Annotated in this window: 30 protein-coding genes; 7 read left to right on the top strand and 23 right to left on the bottom strand. The window is 59.7% G+C overall.

Annotated elements, in window-relative coordinates; genetic code table 11:
* Positions 1-15 precede the first annotated feature (15 nt).
* The 16 genes from EXY20_RS15425 to EXY20_RS15350 form a co-directional block, all read right to left on the bottom strand.
* On the bottom strand, positions 16-1,041 hold the full coding sequence (locus EXY20_RS15425) for a DUF2793 domain-containing protein (protein ID WP_135552615.1): 1,026 nt from the start codon (positions 1,039-1,041) through the stop codon (positions 16-18).
* A 6-nt stretch (positions 1,042-1,047) separates the two neighbouring features.
* Complete coding sequence (locus EXY20_RS15420) at positions 1,048-1,461, bottom strand: phosphoglucomutase (RefSeq protein ID WP_135552613.1); 414 nt, start codon at positions 1,459-1,461, stop codon at positions 1,048-1,050.
* Positions 1,462-1,463: 2 nt separating this feature from the next.
* Complete coding sequence (locus EXY20_RS15415) at positions 1,464-2,555, bottom strand: baseplate J/gp47 family protein (protein ID WP_135552611.1); 1,092 nt, start codon at positions 2,553-2,555, stop codon at positions 1,464-1,466.
* The gene (locus EXY20_RS15410) at positions 2,556-3,008 is read right to left on the bottom strand and encodes a DUF2634 domain-containing protein (protein WP_135552609.1); all 453 of its coding nucleotides are present in this window, start codon (positions 3,006-3,008) and stop codon (positions 2,556-2,558) included. It abuts the gene before it with no gap.
* On the bottom strand, positions 3,001-3,420 hold the full coding sequence (locus EXY20_RS15405; protein WP_135552607.1) for a hypothetical protein: 420 nt from the start codon (positions 3,418-3,420) through the stop codon (positions 3,001-3,003). The genes EXY20_RS15410 and EXY20_RS15405 overlap by 8 nt, the downstream gene beginning before the upstream one ends.
* A complete protein-coding gene (locus tag EXY20_RS15400) occupies positions 3,413-4,411 on the bottom strand; it encodes an XkdQ/YqbQ family protein (RefSeq protein ID WP_135552605.1) in 999 nt (332 codons plus the stop codon). Before EXY20_RS15400 ends, EXY20_RS15405 begins: the two co-directional genes overlap by 8 nt.
* Positions 4,408-5,112, bottom strand: a complete 705-nt coding sequence (locus tag EXY20_RS15395; RefSeq protein WP_135552603.1) for a LysM peptidoglycan-binding domain-containing protein — start codon at positions 5,110-5,112, stop codon at positions 4,408-4,410. The genes EXY20_RS15400 and EXY20_RS15395 overlap by 4 nt, the downstream gene beginning before the upstream one ends.
* A 5-nt stretch (positions 5,113-5,117) precedes the next feature.
* Positions 5,118-6,704 carry a hypothetical protein gene (locus tag EXY20_RS38955; protein WP_167859252.1) on the bottom strand — a complete coding sequence of 529 codons (1,587 nt, stop codon included), beginning with the start codon at positions 6,702-6,704 and terminating at the stop codon, positions 5,118-5,120.
* Entirely contained in the window at positions 6,688-6,849 is a 162-nt protein-coding gene (locus tag EXY20_RS38950) for a hypothetical protein (protein ID WP_167859251.1), read from the bottom strand. Before EXY20_RS38950 ends, EXY20_RS38955 begins: the two co-directional genes overlap by 17 nt.
* A gap of 23 nt (positions 6,850-6,872) precedes the next feature.
* A complete protein-coding gene (locus EXY20_RS15375) occupies positions 6,873-7,277 on the bottom strand; it encodes a phage tail assembly chaperone (protein ID WP_135552595.1) in 405 nt (134 codons plus the stop codon).
* Positions 7,278-7,379: 102 nt separating this feature from the next.
* Positions 7,380-7,805: a phage tail tube protein gene (locus EXY20_RS15370; RefSeq protein ID WP_135552593.1), complete on the bottom strand. Its 426-nt coding sequence runs from the start codon at positions 7,803-7,805 to the stop codon at positions 7,380-7,382.
* 15 nt (positions 7,806-7,820) lie between these two features.
* Positions 7,821-9,284, bottom strand: a complete 1,464-nt coding sequence (locus EXY20_RS15365) for a phage tail sheath subtilisin-like domain-containing protein (protein WP_135552591.1) — start codon at positions 9,282-9,284, stop codon at positions 7,821-7,823.
* Positions 9,284-9,529, bottom strand: coding sequence for an oligoribonuclease (locus tag EXY20_RS15360; RefSeq protein ID WP_135552589.1), 246 nt, complete (start codon positions 9,527-9,529; stop codon positions 9,284-9,286). Before EXY20_RS15360 ends, EXY20_RS15365 begins: the two co-directional genes overlap by 1 nt.
* A 2-nt stretch (positions 9,530-9,531) precedes the next feature.
* Positions 9,532-10,365, bottom strand: coding sequence for a minor capsid protein (locus EXY20_RS15355; RefSeq protein ID WP_135552587.1), 834 nt, complete (start codon positions 10,363-10,365; stop codon positions 9,532-9,534).
* Positions 10,366-10,484: 119 nt separating this feature from the next.
* Entirely contained in the window at positions 10,485-10,613 is a 129-nt protein-coding gene (locus tag EXY20_RS40270; protein ID WP_268966411.1) for a hypothetical protein, read from the bottom strand.
* Positions 10,614-11,069: 456 nt separating this feature from the next.
* On the bottom strand, positions 11,070-11,573 hold the full coding sequence (locus tag EXY20_RS15350; protein WP_235885946.1) for an ArpU family phage packaging/lysis transcriptional regulator: 504 nt from the start codon (positions 11,571-11,573) through the stop codon (positions 11,070-11,072).
* 198 nt (positions 11,574-11,771) lie between these two features.
* Between EXY20_RS15350 and EXY20_RS15345 the strand changes: the two genes are divergently transcribed.
* The 3 genes from EXY20_RS15345 (at position 11,772) to EXY20_RS15335 (ending at position 13,361) form a co-directional block, all read left to right on the top strand.
* Positions 11,772-12,200: a helix-turn-helix domain-containing protein gene (locus tag EXY20_RS15345; protein WP_167859250.1), complete on the top strand. Its 429-nt coding sequence runs from the start codon at positions 11,772-11,774 to the stop codon at positions 12,198-12,200.
* A 140-nt stretch (positions 12,201-12,340) separates the two neighbouring features.
* The gene (locus EXY20_RS15340; protein ID WP_135552580.1) at positions 12,341-12,979 is read left to right on the top strand and encodes an ImmA/IrrE family metallo-endopeptidase; all 639 of its coding nucleotides are present in this window, start codon (positions 12,341-12,343) and stop codon (positions 12,977-12,979) included.
* Positions 12,954-13,361, top strand: a complete 408-nt coding sequence (locus EXY20_RS15335) for a hypothetical protein (protein ID WP_135552578.1) — start codon at positions 12,954-12,956, stop codon at positions 13,359-13,361. Before EXY20_RS15340 ends, EXY20_RS15335 begins: the two co-directional genes overlap by 26 nt.
* 75 nt (positions 13,362-13,436) lie before the next feature.
* Here the strand turns inward: EXY20_RS15335 and EXY20_RS15330 are convergent, their stop codons facing one another.
* On the bottom strand, positions 13,437-14,576 hold the full coding sequence (locus EXY20_RS15330) for a Gfo/Idh/MocA family protein (RefSeq protein ID WP_135552576.1): 1,140 nt from the start codon (positions 14,574-14,576) through the stop codon (positions 13,437-13,439).
* 162 nt (positions 14,577-14,738) lie between these two features.
* On the opposite strand from EXY20_RS15330, the gene EXY20_RS15325 reads away from it, so the two are divergent.
* Positions 14,739-15,620, top strand: a complete 882-nt coding sequence (locus EXY20_RS15325; RefSeq protein WP_135552574.1) for an AraC family transcriptional regulator — start codon at positions 14,739-14,741, stop codon at positions 15,618-15,620.
* A 6-nt stretch (positions 15,621-15,626) separates the two neighbouring features.
* Here the strand turns inward: EXY20_RS15325 and EXY20_RS15320 are convergent, their stop codons facing one another.
* Positions 15,627-16,151 carry a P-loop NTPase family protein gene (locus EXY20_RS15320; protein ID WP_135552572.1) on the bottom strand — a complete coding sequence of 175 codons (525 nt, stop codon included), beginning with the start codon at positions 16,149-16,151 and terminating at the stop codon, positions 15,627-15,629.
* A gap of 33 nt (positions 16,152-16,184) precedes the next feature.
* Positions 16,185-16,748, bottom strand: a complete 564-nt coding sequence (locus EXY20_RS15315) for a GNAT family N-acetyltransferase (RefSeq protein ID WP_135552569.1) — start codon at positions 16,746-16,748, stop codon at positions 16,185-16,187.
* Positions 16,749-17,258: 510 nt separating this feature from the next.
* Between EXY20_RS15315 and EXY20_RS38945 the strand changes: the two genes are divergently transcribed.
* Entirely contained in the window at positions 17,259-18,986 is a 1,728-nt protein-coding gene (locus EXY20_RS38945; RefSeq protein WP_167859249.1) for an S-layer homology domain-containing protein, read from the top strand.
* Positions 18,987-19,059: 73 nt separating this feature from the next.
* On the opposite strand, the gene moaA is transcribed toward EXY20_RS38945, so the two are convergent.
* The 4 genes from moaA to EXY20_RS15280 form a co-directional block, all read right to left on the bottom strand.
* Positions 19,060-20,064 (bottom strand): GTP 3',8-cyclase MoaA, encoded by a 1,005-nt coding sequence (gene moaA, locus EXY20_RS15295; protein ID WP_135552567.1) that lies wholly within the window; start codon positions 20,062-20,064, stop codon positions 19,060-19,062.
* A gap of 168 nt (positions 20,065-20,232) precedes the next feature.
* On the bottom strand, positions 20,233-21,513 hold the full coding sequence (locus EXY20_RS15290; RefSeq protein ID WP_135552565.1) for a molybdopterin-dependent oxidoreductase: 1,281 nt from the start codon (positions 21,511-21,513) through the stop codon (positions 20,233-20,235).
* A gap of 120 nt (positions 21,514-21,633) precedes the next feature.
* Positions 21,634-22,299 (bottom strand): histidine phosphatase family protein, encoded by a 666-nt coding sequence (locus EXY20_RS15285; RefSeq protein ID WP_135552563.1) that lies wholly within the window; start codon positions 22,297-22,299, stop codon positions 21,634-21,636.
* Positions 22,289-22,624 (bottom strand): winged helix-turn-helix transcriptional regulator, encoded by a 336-nt coding sequence (locus EXY20_RS15280; RefSeq protein WP_135552560.1) that lies wholly within the window; start codon positions 22,622-22,624, stop codon positions 22,289-22,291. The genes EXY20_RS15285 and EXY20_RS15280 overlap by 11 nt, the downstream gene beginning before the upstream one ends.
* A gap of 124 nt (positions 22,625-22,748) precedes the next feature.
* Here EXY20_RS15280 and EXY20_RS15275 point away from each other — a divergent pair, with 124 nt between their 5' ends.
* Both EXY20_RS15275 and EXY20_RS15270 read left to right on the top strand, forming a co-directional pair.
* Entirely contained in the window at positions 22,749-23,147 is a 399-nt protein-coding gene (locus EXY20_RS15275) for a DoxX family protein (RefSeq protein ID WP_135552558.1), read from the top strand.
* 18 nt (positions 23,148-23,165) lie between these two features.
* Positions 23,166-23,897: a pirin family protein gene (locus EXY20_RS15270; protein ID WP_135552556.1), complete on the top strand. Its 732-nt coding sequence runs from the start codon at positions 23,166-23,168 to the stop codon at positions 23,895-23,897.
* The last annotated feature ends 5 nt before the right edge of the window (positions 23,898-23,902 follow it).

Raw genomic sequence — 23,902 nt, 5'->3', positions numbered from 1 at the left:
GCGGCCGCCTCCTCTCTAGAAGGTGCCGCCGTCGATCGCCGCTACCGTCAGCCGATAGCCGTTGGCCGCATCGTAGACGATGCTGTCCGCATCGATGTTGGCGGCGACGCCGCTGCTGCTCACCGTAATGCCGCGATACGCCGTCACCGAAATCGCATCCGCCGCCACCGCAATGCCATTCCCCGCGCCGATGTCAAGCGTGACCGTGTCCGCCTGACCGCCGCCGGTCAGCCCGTTGCCGGCCGCAATCGTCTGCAGGGCACCGCCGGTGCGCACCCAGACCGTACCGTTCCAGGAATAAATCTTCTGCTCGTCGTCGACGTAACACGTCCAGCCGACAGAAGGCGTGTATAAATCCCATGCGGAGCCGTTCCATTCGGCGATTTTGCCCGTTTGACTTGCCCACGCGCCCGTAGCGCCGGAAGGCACGATGTAACGGTCTGCAGTAACCGGCGAACCGGGCGGCGCCGTCAAATCTTTATCCTTCACGCTCGCCTGCGGTTCGATATTGTGCTTGGCCAGTTCGATTTCATTGCGGATCTTCTGCGCCGACCACAAATCCGTCGCGCCCGATGCGCCATCGTTGATCTGGCGATGCTTCGTCGCATCGTCGAGGTGCGTTTTGATTTCCGCCGCCGTTTTCGTATTCGTGCCGTCGGACACTTTGCTCACGTGGCCGCCCGTCAAATCGGCAAGCAGCACCTTGCCGTAAGTCGTTCCGTTCGCCACGTCGTCCAGCGTACCGGCCAAATCGGCAATCGCCAGCGGATTGACCCGCTCCCAAGCTGAACCGTTGTCGACATACAGGTACCCGGCATTGGTGCCGCCGGCGATCACGTAATACAGCCGTCCGGCATTGGCGGCGCTCGGCCTGGCGGCGTACGTCCCGGTCATCACGCGGCCGACGGCCGTATTCGTCGTGCCGTCGCCGACGAACACTTCCTTCGTATCCGTGCAGAAGCCGAGCTCGCCCGGCAGCAAAGCCCCGCGCGCGACCAGCTCCGCTTTGGTGCCGCGTCTTACCCGTATCGTTTGGGCCATCCGCCCTCACTCCCCTTCATAAAATGCTCCGCCATCCACATCCTCAACCGCCTTGTAGCGCTCCAATTCTTCCTGTGTCGCCGTGACAGCCGCTTGCAGCGCATTGATATCGTCGGCTTCGACGGTATCCCCGGGCGTTGAGTACGACACATACACCGTGCCGACGCCGGCATACACGCGAATTATCCGCCGCCATGGCGCGTCGCCCGGCGTCGACACAACAAACGTCGCCACCGGCTCGCCGGAATATGCCGGCCCCGTATACACCCGCACGCTGCCAGCGGTGATATTGTCGTGCGCCAGCAGCCCTTCGAACTTGCCGTCCACGATCGGCAGCGCTTCCTCCACCTGGTAGCTGCCGCCGTCCAGCTTCTTGTTCAGCTTGACGCCGAAACGATCCACGCTCTCCGGATAACCCATCGTCACACCTCCAGCGCGATGTCCTCGGCGACCGGAATGTCGTTATCCCCCAGGTCGACGTTGCCCGTACCGCCGTTCAGCGTCAAATCCTCGTAATCGAGCACGCCCGGCGTTGCGATCAGCAGGGCGCCGATTTTGGCGATGGAGACACTCGTGACGGCAAACGCAATCTGGCGAAAATGGGCAACGACCGCTTCGCGTAACGCGTCGGTAATTTGCTGCAACGTGTACCCGGCAGCCGGCGTGATGGCGGCGGCAATATCGATGGCTACAGCGGCGGCAGAAACGACCGTTACATCGGCGCCGACGGGGCGCATCGTTTCGATATAAGCGGCCGTTTCGGCAACCAGCCCCGAGGAAGCCGGCTGCTTGTCGACGTCGACGACGACCACTTTGACCGTGCCGTTGCCGTCCCAGAGCGGGTACGTTTTGGCGCCGCCGACGCCGGGCACGGACAAGGCCCAGTTCACATAGTCGGCGGCGTTTCCGCCGGCGGACGGGTTGCGCACCTTGGCGTAATACCGTACCAGCAAGTCGCCGTCGGCTTCAACGTCAAGCCCGCCGCTCATGGCAGCCGGGTTGACGACCGAGGTGATGCCTGCAATTGGCGTCAGCAGCAGCGTGATTGCGCCGGCGGCCACATTGCCGGTTTTGCCGGCTACGAGCGCCTCCGCTGCCGCTTCGGCCGTCCCCGACTCGCCGATCGTCGCTTCCTCCAGCGTCACGAACTCCAGCGACGAAGCGCCGGTTACCGGATCGGCCGCCGTCGCCACCCTCGTGCCCGCCGCCGCGACAGTCCCAACCGTGCCGGCGAAGCGTACGGTGCCTGCCGCTTTTTCCGCCGCCTTGCGCGTCAGTCCATGCTCTTCGCAGCGAAGGTCGAGGTAACCGCCGAACGTCGTGCCGGCAAAACCGCGCCTGAGCACCTCCCGCCCCCATATCGCTGCCAGCGCCAGCTCGATTGCGGCCGGCGACAGCGAGTCCCAAATGTAGCTGCCCTCGGTCTTGTCCAGATCGGCCGGCAAGCTGCCAAGCATCCGCTGCCGGATCGCGGTTTCCGTCTGTTCCTTCAAATATTCTGGCAACACGGCCATCTACAACGCCACCTTTCCCGCAACCGTTCCGCCGGCGCCGCGGACGTTTTCGACTTTGCATGTGAAATAACAAGCATCGCCCTCCACTCGAAAAGCAAACGAATCTACCTTGGCCGTCCGCCGATCGGCAAGCAGCGTTTCCGACGCGATCCGTTTGATTTCGCTGAAATTGGCGGCACGGGGCAGGTGGCGCGCGATCAGCGCCTCGAACTCCGAACCGTAGCTGCGTCCGTAGACGAGCGAACGATACCGTTCGGTCGCAAGCGCCTTGCGGCACCACTCCAGCCAGGCGTCGACGCCGCTCGTTTCGGCGACTTGCCCCGAAGCCGACGTCACAAACTCCCCCGCGTCAAAATCAAACCGCCAGCTTTTTCCGAAAACAGGACCGGCCCCCCCGGCAGCAACGCCAATCGCGCTCTCGCCAAGAACGTATTCCGGAAACAAATTAGGCATGTCCGGACACCACCTTGCACAGCACAACAACGTCATGACCGCCATTCAGCGGCGCGCATAGTACACGATCCCCCGGCTGCAGTCCTTGCCGCAGCTCGCAGCGCACATCCGCGATCTCGCGCGTTTCGAACGAAAACAATGTCCGCTCGGAGGAAGCCGCATCCGGTTCGGGTACGCCGTCGGCGTCAACGGGAACCGTCGTGCGCCCGATGGCTTCATAGGCCGGCAGATGAACGCGCGAGGGATAGTCCGCATAAAAACAATCCCGCAGCTCATGCTTGAACGAATCGAGCTTCACCCCCGTCGCTGTCATGGTGCCCAGCTCGAAAGCCGCGCCCGCCAACATTCGCTCCGCGCTGCCGTCCGCCTGTTTCGCCACAAGTGTTGCAAGCTCGCGGTATGGATTATCCATAAAAGTAATTCCTCCTTACTTCGTCCTCGCCGGCCAACTCCAGCGTCATATGCCCGGGATTCCCGAGCTCGTGGCGAACCGAAACGACGATCCGAACGTTCCCATTCACGGACACCGCATCTCCCGCGCGGATCGTATTGATATCGACCGCTTTGACAAGCATCGATTCCTTGTAGCCCCCGATCAGTTGGCGGGCGATGCGAATCGATTCGTCGGCCGACGCGTCTTTTTCTGCCTGAAGCACCTGCTGCAGCGTGCCGTAAGCGGCGACGTCCCCTTTTTCAATCGCCAGGACCGGAGACAGCTCGTCGTCGTTTCGCTGCAGCCCGAGCACTTTCACTTGCGTGACGGTGCCTTCCAATGTCTTCTCATGCTGAACCGATTCCAGATTGCGTTCGCTCTCCAGCATCCAGACGACGGCATTGCCGCCGATCCGCACAAGCTCCAAACCGGCCGGCGTCATACGCACCCGGAACAGCCCGCCGCCCTTCATCGCCGTTTCGCGCAAATCCGCGGCAATCATCCGGTACAGCGGCTGGGAGCGATAGATTGCCTTGGACAGCTGAACATTCGTTTCGGCAACGCTGCCAAGCGCCACCCCCCAGTCCGCCGCATACCGTTTCAGCCGCTGCGTCGCCGTTTGGCCGGCCGGCATCAAGTATTCGTCTTCCGATTTGGCCAAATAGATCGCCCGGTCATAGGCGGTGATTTCCAGATTGCCCGCGCCTTCATGCGCCTGCGAACTTTTCCAGACGACGCCGGGTTCCAGCAAATAGGTCCATACGCTGCCGCCAAACGGGATACCCGACACGCGAATTTCCTGGCCTGGCGCAACTTCGGGCAACTGATCGGACGCGGCTAGTATGATGGTCGCCCGATAGGCGACTTCTTCCAGCGACTCCTCCAGCGTCAATTGTTGAATCAACTCGCGTAAAAAATAACGATTCTGCAGCACGACTTCGTAACTATTGCCGAAAGCAAGTATCGTCATACCGGCATCACCAGTTCCTGACCGGGGACGATGACATTCGGATCAGCGCCGATTACAGTGCGATTCAATTCATACAATTCACGATAACGGGAGCCGTCGCCGAGCTCCTTTTTGGCAATTTGCCATAATGAATCTCCGGGCTTCACCGCATACAGCTTCGGCACCGGATTCGTATCTGTCCGCGGCCGCAGCGCCGACGGCGAATCGACTGCCGCTCCGGCATCCGCGTCCGCCGTCGTGCGCACGCCAATTTCCCGCCATGTGCGGCAAGTCAGCTCGTAATACAAATCCCCCGGCTCACCGCCGCGAATGGTGCTGTTGTGCACGGTCAGCAGGACCAGCACGTTGATGTCGATATAGAGCTCGTCGTCTGCCGGCATGTTCGTCAGATCGGAACGTTGCCCCGTAATCATCAGCCGGAGCGGCTGCCGGCTCGCCTTCCAGTCGTTCAGCAAGTCCATGGCGACTTGCGGCTTCGGCAACGGCTCGTAGCGGCAATAACGGGAATCGTAGCGGGAAGGGAAAAAGGAGGAAATCCCGATTTCCTTCACCCTTTCGCCAATGCCAAAATCGACCTCTCCCAGGTTGAGAATCGTTACGGTTTCCACCTGCTTCTCCCTGCGGACGGAAATTTCTTCCGGATTGACCGGGAGCACTAGCCGTTTGCCCGCATCGTTCAAATCCTCCAAGACGATGTCCATCGCATTCACACGCTCCTGTTCTCGTACGCATGTCGCATGTTGCCGACGATCAGCGAGACGACCTGACGCGCGATCTCTTCAAAATCGAGGGAAGGTCCTTGCCAATCCACTTTCACGGTCGTGGGAACTTGAATGTCCACTTGTGCCGGTTTCCATGGAACCGCGGCGCCGGGAAGCTGCGATAGTCCGGCTCCAACCGGACGATCGCCGGCGTTCAGCTGCGTTGCCAACTTGTCCAGCTTCACGCTTACCGAATCCAGGGCGTCGGAGAACAACAAGATCGAACCGGAGATGTCCGGCGAAGCAGCCGACGTTGGCAATGCCGGCAATGCCGTCTGCGGCGTTGCCGGTTTCGACTTCTCGCCTAGCGCCACGCTTGCCGCCTTCTTCCCTCCAAAATAGCCAAGCGCCCCGCCGATCAATCCGCCGATCGCTGTGCCGACAACGGGAACAACAGAGCCGATCGCGGCTCCCATAACGGCGCCGCCGATCGCCCCCCCGGTCAATCCGGCAGCGGATTTGATCACCGCCGTCTTCTTGTCCTCCGCTTGAGCGATGTCAATCAACTCGGTGCCGATGGCTAGCGGCAACGCTCCTTTGCCGAGAATTTTACCCGTCATCTTCATGCCGGTCATAAACTTGCCGGCGCGTGACAGATTGGCGGTCTTGGCCGCTTTCGTCGCGACCCGGCTGAGTGTCTGCGTCCCGGCTTGTGTTCCGGTTTGCGTTCCAGCAGAAGTCCCGCGGATCGGATTTTCGATCGTCGGATCAATTCTGTCGAAGCCTCTCAATTTTTCGGCAAAAGCGTCCGGAAGCTTACTGTCCGGAAATCGCATTCTGCCCGCTGTCTTCATTTTTTCAAGATAAGGATCGACGGCAGACCGCTTCGTTCTTCCCGCAGACGACCGGGATGTGCCACCGGCTCCAGTACCTGTGTTCGCGCCTTGGTTTGGGCCTGGGTTTGGCCCGGGGTTTGGCCCGGGGTTTGGCCCTGGGTTTGGGCCCGGGTTTGGCCCTGGGTTTGGCCCTGGGTTTGGCCCTGGGTTTGGCCCAGGGTTTGGCCCCGGGTTTGGCCCCGGGTTTGGGCCGGGGTTTGGGCCCGTGTTCGCGCTTTTCCCGCTCGACCAGTGGCGGCTTTTTCCGTTGAAAATATCTTTAAACTCGTCCATGAGCATGTCTTTGCCCAAATCGACGGAGAAGCCGGCCAGCGCATTCACCGCATCTCCCCACCATTTGGTCTCCGGCTTGGAGGCGGCCACGGCCGCACCCGACGCCGGGAACGCATTTCCTTTCGACTGGACGGCTGAAATGCCGGAAATGGCACTCTGCGCCTGTTTCGCCGCTTCTCCCCATTCGTGGAACTGCTTCGTCTGGTCGCCGAGCGCAACCGACAGCTTCGTCGTCATTCGGTTCAAACGATCGTCCGCTACCGTCAGCCTGTCGACCGCACGGGCCACGGGATTGATCTGTGTATAACCCAGCTTCTCCATCCGCTTGCCGTTTTGCTCCAACATCCGATCGAGCGTACTCAGCGACCGCTGGGCATTCGCCAGCCCACCCGCCGGGATCACCGCATCAATGGGATCGGCCATGTGCCCTCCCTCCTTTCTGCATCCGCTCCCGCTCGGCTTCCAGTTCCAGCTCCAGGCTGGCAAAAAGGAACAGCTGCTCGCCGCGCGGCAGCGACCACAATTGTCCGGGGCGCAGGTGGTGCCTCACCCAGGCGGCGTGCAGCATGCCGGCCAGCCCCCCGGACACGATCAGTTTTTTATGTCTTGCAGCTCGGTGTTGAAGCCGCTCAGATCGAGCACGACATCGCCAAGCGCCGACAATTCGCCGGCGAGCAGCAGGCGTTTGATCACTTCTTCGGCGCCGCTGGCATTGTACTTGGCGAGCAGCTTGGCATCGCCCCAATTCGGGCTGACGGTCGCCGCCCCGATCAAGGCGGTGTTGAATTGCTCCTCGTCGAGCCGCTCCGTCGTTTGCCCGCGCTTCTCGCGGCGTTCCGTGCAGCGCTCGCGAATGCCGTACACTTGTTTGCCGGTGAGTCCCCGCAATTTGACGGCGACGCCGAACCGCTCCAGCAGCACGGTCCGCTCCGGCAACGCGTCGGCATCAAGCAGGCGCTGCAGCGCTTGTTCTTCGGTCATGGCTTGCATATTCATCGTTCTCACTTCTCCTTCGGCTGTTCGTTATGGCGCCGCCGCCGAGCCGGACGCGAACTTGTTCCGGCTTGCGGCAGCGGCAGTCGCGTTCGCATCGGCTTGTTACGCCGTTACGGTCCCCGATGCGGTAATCGGATCTTTCAGCGAATACCCTTCAAAGGTAAACGTCCATTCTTCCTTCACTTCTTCGTTCGCCGTCCAGTTGGCGAGCTGCAGCTTGTCGAGCACGACGTTGTTCAGCACGATCGTTTCGTGGCCGAACGATTCCGGATCTTCCAGCCGGCTGAAAATCGTAAACGGCGTGAAACCCAGCTTGATCATGTCGCTCGTCACTTTGAAGCCGCTCATCGTGCCCGTTCCTTTGAACGCGCCCAGCTTGTGCCGCACCCAATTGTCGCCGCTGAGGTTGAGCTCCTTCTTTTCGACTTCGACGTTCGCTTCGAGATGGTTGATGTTCGTTTGCCAGTTGCTTTCGATATACAGCTTGCCATACGTCCCGTTAATGATTCTGCTCGCATCCAATGCCATGGTCGGTTGCCTCCCTTAGTTCACGATGAATGTGCCGAAAATTTGTTCCATTACGTCGGTAAGCCGCGCCTGCCAGCGAATATACACCTGGTCCGGCTCCGGCGTGTGAACGGCGGTTTCGCCGTAATAATCCGGATCGAGTGCAACCGCGTAGTCCGACGCTTCGATGACGCCGGCTTGCGCCAGCGACGCCATGTACTGCTCGGCCGCGCCGAGCAGCGCCAGCCGGCCGACATCGGTGTTGTTCACTTTGCCGATGTAGCTGTCTTCTGCCGTGCGAAGCAGATCGCCGCTGATCGCATCCATGACGCGGACGGTGCGGATTTTGCGCCAGGCCGCGTTCTGACCTTCGCGCAGCGCTGTCAGTGTGTTGATGCCTCGCAGCCCTTTGACGAAACGACCGTCATGCACCAGCAGAAAAACGCCGCTGCGCACGGCCTGCTCCTGCTCGCTGCGCGTCCAGCGCCGCGTCACATCGCTGAATGGCGACGGCGCGTAAGTCGTCGACTCGTTCAGCCGCTGCCCGGCAATCAGACCGGCGACATAACCGGCGATTTGCGCCGAGCTGTAGCTGACGCCGCCGAGCACCGCGCCGACGCCGACGTTGACGACGCCTTCGTGATTGAGGCCGGCGCTGCGCGTCGCTGCCTTGCTGACGGCATCGGATGCCGTATCGTCGGCGGACGAACCGCCGAGCACGGCGATAACTCCCTTGCCTTCGCCGCGCACGCGCGACACCCACGCCGCCACGGCCGCCTGGATCGCCGGGTCGGTGACGCCGTCCAGCGCAACGACGTGGAACGTCTGCGTCTCCATCGCGTCAAGCGCGCCGGTATAGTCGGCGCCGGCGATGCCGGCAATACCCGAGTTGCCGCCGGCCAGCGGCGCCAGCGATACGTTCGCCAGCGTGCCGCTGCCGCTGGCCAGCTTGGCTGCCGTCACCCACTTGTTGCCGGCGTCGCCATTGACCGCGTCGACGGCCGCCTGCACGGTTCCGCTCGTAAACGTAAACGTGCGCAGCAGCTTCGCGCCTTCGTAAAGCTTGATATCCTTTTTGAGCGCGTCGACGGGATTGACTTGCACGGTTGCCTTGAAGTCGTTGCCGCGCGCACCTTCATACAGCGCGGTCAGCCTCAGCACATCAAGCGCCGCCGAATCCTTCAGCGTCGCCGTCGCTTTGGCTGCGTCCTCGTCGGCGATCCGGTAAGCGAGCACCAACTTCGGCTTGCCGAGCAAAGCGAGCCGCAGCGTGTCATACGCGGTGGCGCCGTTCGTATCCTCGCCGCCGAACCGTTCGGCGATCGCCGGCTCACCGCCGATTTCGACAAATGCACGAATCGGCCCCCAATGCGCCTTCACCGGCACCGCGACGATCCCTTGCGAACCGGCCGCCACAGCCGCCGTCGCCGCCGCCTGAAAATTCATATACAACCCCGGCAATACCGGGGTATCCGTCGTGCTCCAATTTCCACCTGCCATTATGCAGTCACCTTCCGTTTCAGAAATGTACGAACGATAGCTGCCGCCTCATCGATCGTCAAATAATCGCCGGCGTGGCCGAGTAACGCCCCCGCCACCGCCTCCGGCTTGCAGCCGAACAACGCTTCCGCATTCGCTTGCAACTCCTGCCGCGAATAAACCGGCGCTTCTGCCGGCGCCGGCGCTGCCGCTTCCGGCTCCGATCGCTCCGGATTCGCCGGTTTCGTTTGTTTTGCCCTCGCCATCTTCATCCTCCTTGCGTATGAATCGACGCTTGCATGCGTACGCCCGCCATAATCGGCGGCGTTTCTTCCTCCTGCCGCACCAGCCGCGATAAAACGACCGTAATGCTGCCGCCTGCGGGATCTTCAGCAGGCAAGTCGGCTGTCGCCGACTCCACGCTCAAATAGCGCCGCATCCCTGCGTCGAGCGGCACTTTGCCGCCGGCTGCCATGTCGGACACCAACGCCGTCGCCGCATGCAGCACATCGTTCGGGTCAACGCCATACAGCTTGCCGACGAACGTTTTGCTCACTTTGCACAAGGACGTATTGGCGTTCTCCGCCTTCACCTGCGCCAGCCGCCATGTCACGTGCGGCCGCTCGCCGCCCGGCCACAGCTTGTTGCTGCGCCAATCGCCGCCAAGCTTCGCCTGTGCGAAAGCGACGAGCACATCGAGCCACTCCTCGTGAATCTCGACGAAACGGCGCACCAGCAGCGTCGTCGCGAACACGAAGCGCCCTTCCGCATCGATCTCTCGCATGCTCGGCAATTGCTGCATATCGGCGATATAGCGGTTGGCGCCAACAGTGAAGTAGCCGTCCTCCGGCTGGTTGAGCGCATCGGCGATGCGCCAGAACGCTTCATAGCCGCCGGTTCGCGTAAGCGAGCGCAGCTTAAGCGTGATGACTCGCCAAGCGCCCGGCGACTCGGACGTGAACGTTTCGCCTCCGTCGTCGTAGACCGTAATCGCCCCGTCCGGCGAAGCCGGCATTTCATCGATGAACAAATCGACGCCGAGCGTTCCTTCGGCCAACTCCTCCAGGTAAAGCGCGATGTCTTCGGCAAAATTAAGCGACATCTATAGCCAACCTCCTTTCCGCTCCGTTGTTCGAAGCCGATTTCATCGCCGGCGGACCTCTCCGGCCGCGTGTGCCCAAACGGTTCTTCCCGTCCGCTTTCATCGCCGTTCCTCCGTTCCTAATCGCCCGTTTTGACGCAAAGCTGCTTGCTGCAGAACTGCCGCGTTCCCGTCCATCCGCCCCAAATGCACCCTTTGCACTTGGGCGGTTGCGCGAACACCATTTCATCGTCTTGTATCCGTTGCATGAACGATCGCCTCCTTGTTTGGAAAATGTACATTTGCGATTGCGCCATTCGACATCGCCGGTTCATTTCCCGGGAAATTTGTCGGCTTGCGCAATCGACAGGTCAATTGCCAATCGCCAACCGGCTCGTCGGCAAAACAAAAAGCGCCTTTCGGCGCCCGGCGTGATGTTGCTTTTAAAAAAGATTGTTTTCGCAATACGATTCGACAGTCTCTCTCCGTGGGCTGCTTCCCCAAACAGCGTACGTGTCGATAGCCCCGGCCGGCTTGTCCGCCACCATCTGCCCGGTCGAGGCCCGCACCGTTCATGGTCTCATCTTGCGGCGGCGCTTGTCCACGCTACCAATGTAACACGTCCATTTCCAAACGGCGTGCCACTTTGCGGTCACCGTCCGGCAGCGAAGCGGCCAACTGTCGGCCAGCATGGCGGCCAATCGGCGCCGTCCGTACGCCAGCGCTCAGCCAAGCCGCATCGGCCTTTCTTCGGCTCGTCCCGTTATGCCGCCGCGCGTTCCGCGCTCGGCCGGCACCTCGAGGCCCAGCATCCAGGCGAGCTTGAACAATGCCTTGGCCTTGTGCCGGCGGTACGTACGCTCGCTCATCCCAAGCTCGTAGCAAAGCATATAGTCCAGCGTATCTCCCTTGTCCAAATAGCGTCGCCGCACGATATCGCGCTCGCATCCTTCGAGCGATTCGACGGCAAGTTCGATATCTTCCGCCATTTTGCCAATGCGCGTCTCGGTATCGACATTCCAGACGGCCGCCGATTCGACCGGCTTGCCGACCGAATACGGTTTGCCCGGCTCGCGCACCTCGTAAGAAGCCGTCAGTTTCGTTTCCCTGCGCACGAATCCGACCTGTTTGTATACGCGCGCCGTCTCAAGCGCCTGTTCGACCCGTTTGCGGGTCGCGTCCGTGTTGATGGGTGGAAATCCAATATCCAATCCATTCGTTGTTGTCACACCAGTCACACTCCTCATCTACTCTTTTCTCCAACCGACGACAGGAACAAATGGGAAATATAAGAACGTGTGTTCTATTATACTCACAAAAAGTGTGTGTGACAACGACATTTTTCATAATTTCAGGAAAATAAACATTTGATTCTCACGTTTCGTGAGTGTATAATGAAGGTAGTTATTTCAGAAAGCGTGATTCGCATGGACAACAACAACAACTCGCTGGGCAAACGAATCGCCGCGCTGCGCGAGCAAGCCGGCCTGTCGCAATTCGAATTGGCCCGCCGGCTGGACGTATCCGCCAGCTCAATCGCCATGTGGGAAACCGGTGACAGAGGCGTACGCACGGCAATGCTGGCGAAGCTTGCCGCTTTTTTTCAGGTGAGGACCGACGATTTGATTGGGCTGACCGATCCGGCGGCGACGCATTCAGATGAAGCCAAGGAGGAACCGCTCCTGCGCCGCGAGCCCTCCGGCGAGCCGGAACCCGGCGACGATCCGGAGATCGGGCTGTTCTTCAAGGACTTCCGGAATGCGCCGAAAGAGCGCCGCGAAGAGATGATCCGCTTCTGGCGCTTCATCCAGGAACGCGAGCAAGGCCGCAAACCGGGCGACGAACAAGAGCAGTAAGGCAACGCGTGCAGTAAATATTTTCTTTTTTGCGAACAGGTATTCCCATTTAAGTGTCGAATCTTATATAAAGGATCGTTATCCGCCCTGCCGGGCGTTTCTTTTTCGCCATTTAACCGAACATATATTCCCGTACCGAGGTGAATGTCTTGCATTACTACCGATTAACGCCGCTCGAACAATCCGTCGAAGACACCTATCTCCGCCTGGGCGTCACCGAGCCGGAGCATTTGACGATAACGAACGTGGCCTCGAAGCTGAACATCTGGGTGCACGAACTCGATATGCCGAGCCTCGTCGTCGAGTCGCGCGGCATGTACAGCATGAACATCGACCGCCGGCTGACGCCCGAGCGGCAATGGGAAGATTTCCTCCATGAGCTGTGCCACGTGCTGCGCCATGCGGGCAACCAGACGACAATGCCCGAACCGATGCTGCGAATGCAGGAGACGGACGCCGACCGGTTCCAACTGTACGCGGCGATCCCTTACTTCATGCTCCGCCGGCTGGAGCTGCCGGAACGGCGAAGCGAAATCGTCGAGCTGCTCCGCAGCGAATTCCGCGTCACGCCCGAGCTGGCGCAGCGGAGGCTCGAACAGATGCATCGCCGCGTCCTGCAAGGCGTGCTCGATGAGGAATCGATGCGGCAGTCCTTAACGGCGGCGTCAACCCGCAGCTCAGCCAACTGGTCGGATGAGACGAAGCGTCTCATGTACAAGCTGTACCTGCAATTGGAAAGGAGGAAATACCAGCGTGGCAACCGCAAGCGTCCGATGTGAGTTTGACGGAGAGGAAGTTAGGCCGTTCAGCCTGATCGTCGACTTCGCCGCCGCCAGAGTGCCGTGGGAGCAGCCGGTTTATTGGGTGCAGTTGGACGGACCGTTGCCGCAGCAGCCGGAGGAGGATTTGTTCGAAGGCGAGCTGACAGCGGCCGTACAATTGGAAGAGTTGGTGGTCGCGACAGAGAGGGACGATGCGGTAGGCGTTTCGCTTGCCAGCTTGCAGCGCAGATGCGCCGCGGTCGGCTGCGACTGGGCGGAGCTGCGGGTGCTCGTCATACGACTCGGCGATCTCGAAGAGGCGTTGGCGGCAGGCGCCGGCACAGACGACAACCGGAGCCGCCTCGTCAGGCAGCTCCGGTCGAAATTTACGAGTTTCTGAATTGCCTGGCGGTGCGTGTTCAAAAACAGGCTTTTCACCACCGAGGCGGGTCGTTTGCCTGCCGAACAGCCTCTATCAGATGTTGTACCCGGTCAACTCGCGGAACGTGTTCGTTGCTGCCGATTCCCTCGCCTGCAAGCACATGAGCGCGCTGACCAATCCGTCGCGCAGCGTGCTGACCGACTCGCTTTCGCCTTTCATAAGCCCGATGAAACTGTCCGCCAGCTTCTCGTCGCCGCCGAAATGGTTTTCACCTTGCGTGAATTCGATCGTCTCGACGCGCGGGCTGTGGTGCAGGAACGTTTGAATCCGGCCGGTATAGAAGTCGAACTCGATCGTGCCTTTATAGCCGAGGAAACGCGCCCCGCGGGCTGCCGCCTTGCGCCGGGCGAAGAAGTTTTGCGAGTAGGACACGTGCATGCCGCTTTCGTAATGGACGAGCGCGCTGCCCGAATCTTCGTTGCCGGTGTCCGTCGCGAAGCTGCAGAACGGCCACCTTTCCCTGCGCTCGGGATTAAATGCGGTGCTTTCTTCGCAAGTCCGGTTTTCCTCGCAGTCGACGCAGCGCAAGCCGGCCGGCTTGTCGCCTTTGAAAACCTGCTTCGACGTCATCGCGCACACGCTGACCGGCGCAAGTCCAAGCACGTAATTGATATAGTCAAAATCGTGCGTAGCCTTCTGCAGAAACAGCCCGCCCGTTTCGTTTTCGTCGCGGTACCAGTTGTGGTAATAAACGCCGCCGTACGGCACGTTGTTGACCGCCTGCACGTGCTCGACGGTGCCGATTTTGCCCGAATCGACGATTTCGCGAATGGCCTCGACCAGCGTCGTCACCCGCAGCGGGAATGACACGACGACCGGCGACTTCGCCGTTAACCAACCTTGCCGCAATCGGTGCCAATCTTCCATCGTCGTCGCAACCGGCTTCTCCAGGAACAGCGGGATCCCGGTCGGCAGCACCTTCAGCGCCATTTCCGTATGCAGCGAGCAGCGTGTGCCGATCAGCACGCCGTCGGGTTTCGCCTCGGCCAGCATGTCTTCTGCCGCATCGTAGAATTTCACTTCATCCGAAAGACCCAGCTTCGCCCTGTCCCGTTCCATCTCATCTTTGCGGACATCCGTAATCGCTACGACCCGGCAAGCCGGCTCCTGTTTGATGATTGTTTCGATGACATTCCGAATGCGACTCCCATATCCGATTACTGCCAGTCTCATCGCCATTCCCCTTCGCACGCAAACTGTGTAAACGGTTCCCATTATAACGGACGGCATGGGGGTTGGCTTTGTCTTTGCAGCCGGGAAATGTGTCTTTTCGGTTGTACCAACCAAGTGCTATCATGGAGGAATGACACGCATTTCAGGCGAAGGTGACGACACATGGCCTACATTCGCACGCGACTCGAGCAATCGATCGCCATCCACAAACTGATTACCATGTATTACTTCGAATTTTCCAAAAATTACAGCTTCCGCGGCGAGCAGCACGACTTCTGGGAGATTCTGTACGTGGACAAAGGCGAGGTCGAAGTCATCGCCGATACGACCGTGCACCGGCTCCGGCAAGGGGACATCATTTTTCACAAACCGAACGAGTTTCACAGCTTCGTCGCCTATCACGGCACGGCGCCCAATCTGATCGTCATGACGTTCGATTGCCGCTCGCGGGCAATGAAGCTGTTCGAACGCAAGGTGCTGGCGCTGCACGACGAGGAGCGGAATGTACTGGCGCACATTATCCGCGAGGGCATGAACGCCTTTCGCTTCCCGTTCCGCCATCCGCTGCAGCGCAAGGAAGAGCAACCGTTCGGAAGCGAACAATTGATCAAAATTTTGCTGGAAACGCTGCTGATTCGGCTCGCGCGCGGCATCGTCGGCCAACGTTCGTTGGAAACGCCGCCCACGCTTTCCACGCCGGCCAAAGAAAAAACCGATGAAGCCATCGCCGCCGACATCATTCAGTATTTGGAGCTGAAGCTTGACTCGCAATTGACCATGGAGGAACTCGCTGCCCATTTCCACCTGTCCAAAACCCGGCTCAAAGAAGCGTTCAAACGGAAGATGGGCACCGGAATTATGGAGCATTTTGCCGCGATGAAGATCGAACAGGCCAAGCAGTCGATTCGTCGGGATACGCTCAATTTCACGGAAATCTCACAGCGGCTCGGCTTCAGCAGCGTGCATTATTTCTCCCGGGCGTTCAAGCGGGAAACCGGCATGAGCCCGTCCGAATACGCCCGATCGGTGAAAGCGCGCAGTTGAATGGAATTAGCGAACCGGCGCATGCTCCGCCGCAAGCTCGCTTACGTACCGCTCCACTTCGGCCGGCGAACGCAGCACGATCATCGTTTTGCCCGCTGCCCGTTGCTCCAGCTGCTTGCGCAGCGTCGGAAGCTTGCGCGCCGGGAACGTCCAGATGTACCACATGAACTTGGCCGCTTCCCAGTCGAACTTCTCCACCAACTCCGGCGGCATGTCCGGCCGCACTTTGCCGCGCCTTCGCGTCGCCCTCCAGATGCAGAGCAGACGGGGCATGTCCAGCAGAATGACCGTATCGGCCGCTTCCAGCCGCATATCGAGTGTCCGGCCGTAATGGCCGTCGATGATCCAGCTTTCCTTGCGGACGATTTCCCGATTCACGGCGTCCCACTGCTCCGGCGGCGTTTCCACCCAACCCGGATGCCAGTACAGCATGTCCAGGTGAATGACTTCAAGGCCCAACATCGAACCGAGCCGCCGCGCCAGCGTCGATTTGCCCGACCCCGGCGATCCGATCACGACAATCCTGCGCATGTCGAATGTGTCCCTCCCTACGAGTAAACCGCCTCAATGGTTGATTTCCCACACGCTTCTGCTCAGTTTGTACACATTATACTTCTCGCACTCGATTTCCATGTCGGTTTGAAAAACAAACCCGCATTTTTGGATCACCCGATTTGACGGTAGGTTGCGGATCAGCGCCAGGGCAAGAAGCACTTCGACGTTGGTCCGCTCGAATAAATAGGCGATCATCGCTTGTACCGCTTGCGTCGTATACCCAAGGCCACGATGCTCTTTGGAGATGGCAAACACGATCTCCCGGTTGGGAGGCGGCAGTTCATGCTTGATTCCGGTGCAGCACCAGCCGATTAACTCCCCGGTCGCTTGTAACACAATGCCCAAACGAAGCCGAAGCTCCCCGACATCCCCGTGAGCGGAGACCGCATGCAGAAATCGCCGATTGTCAGGGATTTCAAAGTCCTGCAGCCATGCTTCCCGTTGCTCTTTCGATACATTCCATCCCGGCAGCATGTCATAAATTTCCGGCTGCCAGGTTAAAGCATGAAATGTTTCCAAATCAGCCAACTCAAACTCTCTTAACAAGATCCCTCGGCATTCAATCGTAAACACGTTTCGTCTCCCGATACGCAATTTGGCGCCATGCCCCTACTATTGCCCTTACTATTATAGAAGAAGTCGGCAAGTTCCATGTCGTAAAGTCTGATTATAATGAAACTATGCCTCCCGATGCCGCAATGCCCCCAACTCTCCATCCGCCTGCTAAAATAGCCACTAAAAAATGGCTTATTCCCGTCATTTTACCCGCTTCCTCGAAAATAGCCAGTGAAAACATGGCCTATTCGGGCCAAATCCCTTCAAAATCAAGTTTTCCAACCAAATAGCCAGCGAAAACACTGGCTATTTATTGCCGCGGGCCATTTTGGGGCGGAATAGGCAATAAAAGATGGCCTATTTCGAAAAAACGTTGGCATAGCGCCAGCCTTCGCTCAATTAGTTGCTTCACCCCTGCCAAAAGACCTATAATGAAAGTCGAAATAAGTCGGAATACCCTTTTACCGGGAAACTTTTTTCATTAAGGTAAATAGGATGGACATTCTTTACAAAAGGAGGATTTTTTACTTGCACTCATTACGAACCATCGTCGTCAGGATCCTAGTCGCCGCTTTACTGCTTTTGCCCTTCGGCTCGCTTCGTCCGGCCGGACAAGCGGCAGCCGCTCCGTCGATCCAACTGCCGTCTGCACCTGTCGCTTCCATTGTGTACGATCAATCGAATACCAGTTGGAGCCTCGTCTGGACGCCGTCGCTGACCGCTGCGCCGCTGGCCGGCTACGAGATTTACCGGCATCAAGGCGACGCGACGCCACTCGCTACAGTCGGAGCGGACATACTCCGTTATACGATTCCCGAACCGCAGTCAGAGTCCGTAGGTTATTACGTGAAGGCAAAGCTTACCGAAACCGAACGTTCCAACTTCAGCAACGAAGCCAGACTGCAGTCGACAACCGGTGCCGTCTACTTGCACGCAAGCGCAACGACAGACACAAGTATCTCGATTGCCTGGGAAGGCTCGGCTCTGCAATATGAAGTTGCCGTCAATGGCAATGTGGTCGACTCATCGGTAACGGAAGCAACATATCAGTTGACCAACCTGATGCATGGCAGATCGTACGAGATTACCGTCACCCCGACCATGCCATCATCGGGGACAGCGACAGTTACGGTGAAGACCGATATCACCTCAAAGCCGACATCGCCGAGCGGAAGCGCACCCACGGTAACCACAAACAGCGCAACCTTGTCGTGGACCCCTAACGACGATTCGGAACGAGTAGTCGGTTACCGCATCTATCGCATGGCCAATCCGTCACCTATCCAAGTTGGTACCGTCGGCGCGCACACGGATGAATATGTCGTAAGCGGGTTGCAACCGCAATCGTCGTATACTTTCGTCGTAAGAGCCGTTAACGTGGGAGGCCTGGAGTCGGATTCGGTTGGCGATGTGGAGATTCCGGTCACCACCCTGGCAGAACCGACTCCGGATCCAACACCGGACCCGACGCCAACAGCAACACCAACGGCTACGCCAACGCCGACACCTTCGGCTACACCGTCGCTGTCGCCTTCGCCGACGCCGTCCGCTACGCCTTCGGCGACGCCGGAACCGACGGTTGCGCCGCGGCCGACGGCACCGCCGAATGTGGCGCCGATCGCCTGCCAGGTGACCGCGGCCGCCGCCAAAGCGATGGTTGCTATCCTTGAGTCGACGAAGTCGTCCGCCGACTTCAGCGACCTGAAGGATTTGGACGCCGCCACCAAAGCGAAATTCGACGCCTTGATCAGTGCCGGCGTGTTTGACGGGATCGAAGACGGCAAGTTCGCCCCACGGGACGAAATGAACCGCGCCCAGTTCGCCAAAGTCGCGGCGCTCATCTTCGGCCTGAAAGTGGATGACAGCTTGAAAACGACCTCCTTCTCCGATGTCAACTCGGACGACGCGGCGAACGGCTATGCGCTGCCTTATATCGAAGCGATCCGCAAGGCGGGGATCACGGACGGGATGGGCGACGGCCAATATAACCCGGCCGGCAAAGTAACGAAAGAGCAACTCGCAACGTTCCTCGTCCGCGCCCTCGGTCAGGACAAGGAAGCCCGCAACGCGCCCGGAACGGGCGACAACACCGTTTCCGACTGGGCAAAAGGCTACGTTTCGCTGGCGATTCAGCTGAAGCTGCTGAGCAACGGCGCCGACGGCAAGTTCGGCGGCACGGACAACGTCAAGCGCGACCTGCTCGTGCTTACTACGTACGATACGGTGCGCAACAATATGAGCTGCCCGACTCCATAATACCAACAACAAAAAGCTCCCCCTCCCGCCGAATACCGGCAGGAACGGGGAGCTTCTTTCATCAATCGGCGCGTCAGCCGCCGATTTGCGACATGCGCCGCGCCGTCGGCGTGTGCGATTGTGCGGCGCTGGCGAGCGCTTGCGCCATTTCATGATTTTGCGGCTTGATGTCGAGCGCGCGGAAAAACAACTCCTCCACCGCCCGGTCGTCGCCGATATAACGCCGGACGTTGAATTCGTCCGACCAATACAGGCACGGCTTGATGTTGCCGTCGGCCGTCAGCCGCAGGCGATTGCACGTTTCGCAGAAATGATCGCTCACCGGATGGATCAACCCGAATGCGCCTGGCGCGCCGGCGATGCGGTAATTTCGCGCCGGCCCGTTGCCGTACACCGCTTCCGCCGGCTGTGCGTCCCAGCCGAGTTCGGCGCATCGCTCAAGCACGGTGCTCAGCGGCAAATACCGCGCCTTCCAGCCCTCATCGTCATGGCCGATCGGCATATATTCAATGAATCGCACGTGCAGCTTCCGCTCCAGCGTCAGCCGGAGGAAATCGGCGATTTCGTCGTCGTTCATGCCTTTCATGAGCACGACATTGATTTTGATCGGGTCGAGTCCGACCCGCTCGGCCGCCGCGATGCTGTCCAGCACCTTGCGGATGTCGCCGCCGCGCGTAATGAGCCGGAACCGGTCCGCATGCAGCGAATCTAGGCTGATGTTGACCCTGGTCAGCCCGGCAGCCCGCAGCTGCTCCGCCTTCGGCGCCAGGAAGATGCCGTTGGTCGTCAGCGCGATATCTTCGATGCCCGGGATCGCTGCAAGCATCGCGACCAGCTTCTCCAGATCGCGCCGCACCATCGGCTCGCCGCCGGTCAGCCGCAGCTTGCGCACGCCGAGCCCGGCCAGCACGCGCACCACTTCCGCAATCTCCTCGAAGCGCAGCAGCTTCTCGTCCGGCTCGAATGTCATTCCTTCCTCCGGCATGCAGTACACGCAGCGCAGGTTGCATTTGTCCGTGACCGAGATGCGCAAATAATCGTGCTGCCTGCCGAACCGATCGATCAGCTTCCGTTCCAAAGCAATCCCCTCCTGCCTGCCGGCTCTCTCCTCCGAACGCAGCTCAGCAGCTGCTTGTGCTTCCATTATGGCATATTTTCCGCCATCCGGCACGTTTTTTGCACACCCGCGGCCAAAACGGGCAAGCCGGCGACCCTACCATCGCCGGCTGTTGCTGCTATCGCTATTTTACACCCAAGCGTCGTTATCGTACCCGCGCACTTCCCAATAGCCGATATGGCTCTTCTCGATCAACTCGATCGCTTGCAGCCACTTGACCGACTTGTAAGCGTACATCTTCGGCACGACGAGGCGCACCGGACCGCCGAGATCCTGGGGAAGCGGCTTGCCGTCGAGCATGACCGCCACCAGCACGTCGTCCATATGCGCCTGCTCGAGTGAAAGCGCATCCGTATATTCGCCGTCGCCGGAGTAAAATTTGACGTATTTCGCTTTCGGCTGCACCCCGGCCAGCTTCAGAAGCTCGGACAGCGGAATGCCTTCCCATGTGCATTTGTACACCGACCAGCCGGTGACGCAATGGAAATCGCTCACCTGCACCTTCCGCGGAAGCGCCAGAAACTGCTCCCACGTCCACTTCTGCGGCTGATCGACCAACCCGCCGATATCGAAATGCCAGTTGTCCGACGAAAAGGACGGGATCTTCGTCACCGTGTAAATGCGGAAGTTGCCTTTGGCCCCGCCGCCGACCACTTGCGCCGATTCAGCCAGCGGCGTCGGAGGAGGCAGCATGCGGTTGCCGTCCGCGGCCGCGATGTTGTCGAGCGCCGATCCGCCCGTATCGGAAGCGGCTTTCATCCAGCGATAGAACGACGGCCCGATCACGGCCGCCATCAGGCCCGCGATGGACAACCGTACGAACGTGCGGCGCGTCATTTTGCGGCGGTAGGCATCGTAATCGAACGCCGCGGTCGGTCGCTCCGGCTCGCCGTCAGCAGGCCGCTTCTGCAGCTCGCGCTGCGCCCTTGCCGCCGCCTGCTTCTCCCGCGCCTCGTCCTGCTTGATCCAGCGGCTGCGCGAAATCGAATGATAAACGGCGTATGGCACGCCAACCCAAGTGAACAGATCGTGAAAAAACAGCGCCGCATTCGCCCAATGGGTCGGCAAATGGCGGAACTGCCACAGGACGAGGCCGCTCAAGCTCCAGCCGAGCAAAATAATCAGCACGATGCCGAGATTCCATTGCTGCGCCCTTTTGCCGACGAGCTGCTTCAGATGTTTGGCGATCAGCGGCACGTAAAGAAGCAGGACCACAATCGAGGCGATGCCCAAATAAATATGCACTTGCTTCAGCCAAACCCGGCCTTCCTGCAATACGCCGCGCATGAACGGCGCGTACAGCACGATGCCGGACACCGCCAGCAGCAGCACGATCCAGGCGTTCCAGGCGTGCAGCTTTTTCAGCTTCCTGCCGTAAGGCAGCTTCAACCATTCGCGAACGCGAGCCATTATCATACCTCCCTGTCTTTCAGGTTTGGGAAAAGGCCGATAACCATCTATTTGAAGATACGCAAGATGTTCGCAAACGGATTTACGGCAGCCGGGCAAAAACGACGCGGCGGCGGGATTTTATTTTACCGCGACCGGATCGCCGAATGTGTCCAAATGACGCGCACAGTTGAACAGCGAACACGCCCAGCTGTCGCCTTCCAGCTCAAGCATCGTCACCGACGTGTTCTTCATTTTCTCCCGCTCCATCTGCGGAAACAGCCGGTCGATCAAATACCCGATCCACGCCCCGTGGCTGACCATAATGATCCGCTCGCCGGGATGCCGCCCGGCAAAATGCCGTACAGCGGCAAACGCCCTCTCCTGCACCGACGCTTCCGTTTCCACTCCGTGCTCCAGATCGCTCCAGCGTTCGCCCCACAAGGCGATCCGCTCCGCTTCCGTCGTCCCTTCCAGCCGGCCGAACGATTGCTCGCGCAGTCGTCCGTCGTAGCCGCCTAACTCCATGCCGAGCGCTTCCGCGATCGCGCGGGCCGTTGCCGCGGCGCGGCCGAGATCGCTGCTGTATACGGCGTTCCACCTTTCCCCCGCCAGTCTTTCCGCCAGCAGCTGCGCTTGCCGCACTCCTTCCGCGTTAAGCGGAATGTCGCGCTGCCCCTGGTTGCGTTTTTCCCGGTTCCAATCCGTTTCGCCATGTCTGATCAGCGCAAGCTGCGTCCGAGCCACTTTATGTTCTTCCTCCTTGTACGATCCATCGCCGGCGTCCCCGCCCGTTTCAAGCTTCATGTTTGGCGGCGGCTCCGATTTCCCATTGCTCCGCCCACGACTGCACTTCTTCCATTACCTTCTGCAGCGATTTGCCTTTGGCGGTCAGTTCGTATTCGATGCGCACCGGCGTTTCCGGGTATACGCTCCTGAGCACGATGCCGGCGGCTTCCAGCTCCTTGAACCGTTCGGACAGCATACGATCGCTCATCTCCGGTATATGCGCGGATATATCCTTGAACCGTTTGGGACCGGACAACAGAACGCGAATGATCAGCCCGGTCCAACGCTTGCCGAGCAGTTCGAAGGCAGCTTCGAATTTTGGACACATCGGATGCGATTCCATCTGTCACCATCTCCTTCTGAATTAAATTTTAGCATAGTTACTTGACAAAAGTAAGAGGATATTCTACTATCACTTACATAAAGTAAGTTAGTAAACAAAAATAATGAATTAGGAGTGGATGGAAATGGCAGCATGGGGACTTTTGGTGATCCGGCTTGTGGTTGGTCTTACCTTTGCCGGGCACGGCACGCAGAAGCTGTTCGGCTGGTTCGGCGGTCACGGGCCGAAGGCGACGGGAGGATTTTTCGAATCGATCGGGATTAAACCGGGGCTGCTGATGGCGGTGCTCGCCGGGCTCGCCGAAATCGGAGGCGGCCTGCTGTTCGCCGCGGGGCTGTTCACCGAAGCCGGCGCGGCGCTGATCGTGCTGACGATGCTGATCGCTATCGTCAAGGTTCACGGCAAAAACGGCTACTGGGTTACCTCCGGCGGAATCGAATACAACGTACTGCTGCTCGCAATCGCCATCGGGGTTGCGCTTGTCGGCGCCGGCGACTATTCTTTGGATAAAGCATTGTTCTGAAAATAGGAGGGATCCATCATGCTGCAATACATCCCGTCGGATGCTCGCTTCACCGCCGATCACGGCTGGCTGCAAAGCCGGTTCAGCTTCTCTTTCGCCGAATACCAGGACCCGGCCAATGCCCGGTTCGGCATGATGCGCGTCTTTAACGACGACATCGTGCAGCCCGGCACCGGTTTCGGCATGCATCCGCACGCCGACATGGAAATCGTCACCTATGTGATCGACGGCAAGCTGGAGCATAAAGACAGCCTGGGCAACAAAGGCGTGATCGATGCCGGCGAAGTGCAGCGCATGACCGCCGGTTCGGGCATCTACCATTCGGAGTACAACCCGTCCGCCGAACGGCCGGTGCGGCTGCTGCAAATGTGGGTATACCCGAAGCACAAGGATTTGACGCCTTCCTGGGAACAAAAGCGCTTTACCCGGGAAGAGCAGCACGGCAAGCTGCTGCCGGTCATTTCCGGAGGCGAGCGCGAAGGGGCCCTGCACATTCACCAGGACGCCACCTTCTACCTGTCGACGCTGCAAGCGGGCGAATCCGTCCGCCATACGCCGAACGGCAATCGCCGCTTGCTGCTGTTCGTCATTAAAGGCGCGGCGACGGCAACCGTCAGCGACGCGTCTTTGGAAGGCGGCGAGGCGACGCAGCCGCTGACGGAAGGCGATGCGCTCCGCCTGACGAACGCGGCCGATCTCGTCATCGGCACCGACGCCGCCGCGGAGCTGCTGCTGGTCGATCTGGCTTAACGCAG

The organism is Paenibacillus cymbidii, from assembly GCF_004764705.1.
Taxonomy (GTDB): Bacteria; Bacillota; Bacilli; order Paenibacillales; family NBRC-103111; genus Paenibacillus_AN; species Paenibacillus_AN cymbidii.
This window is presented reverse-complemented; position numbering and strand designations above follow the sequence as displayed.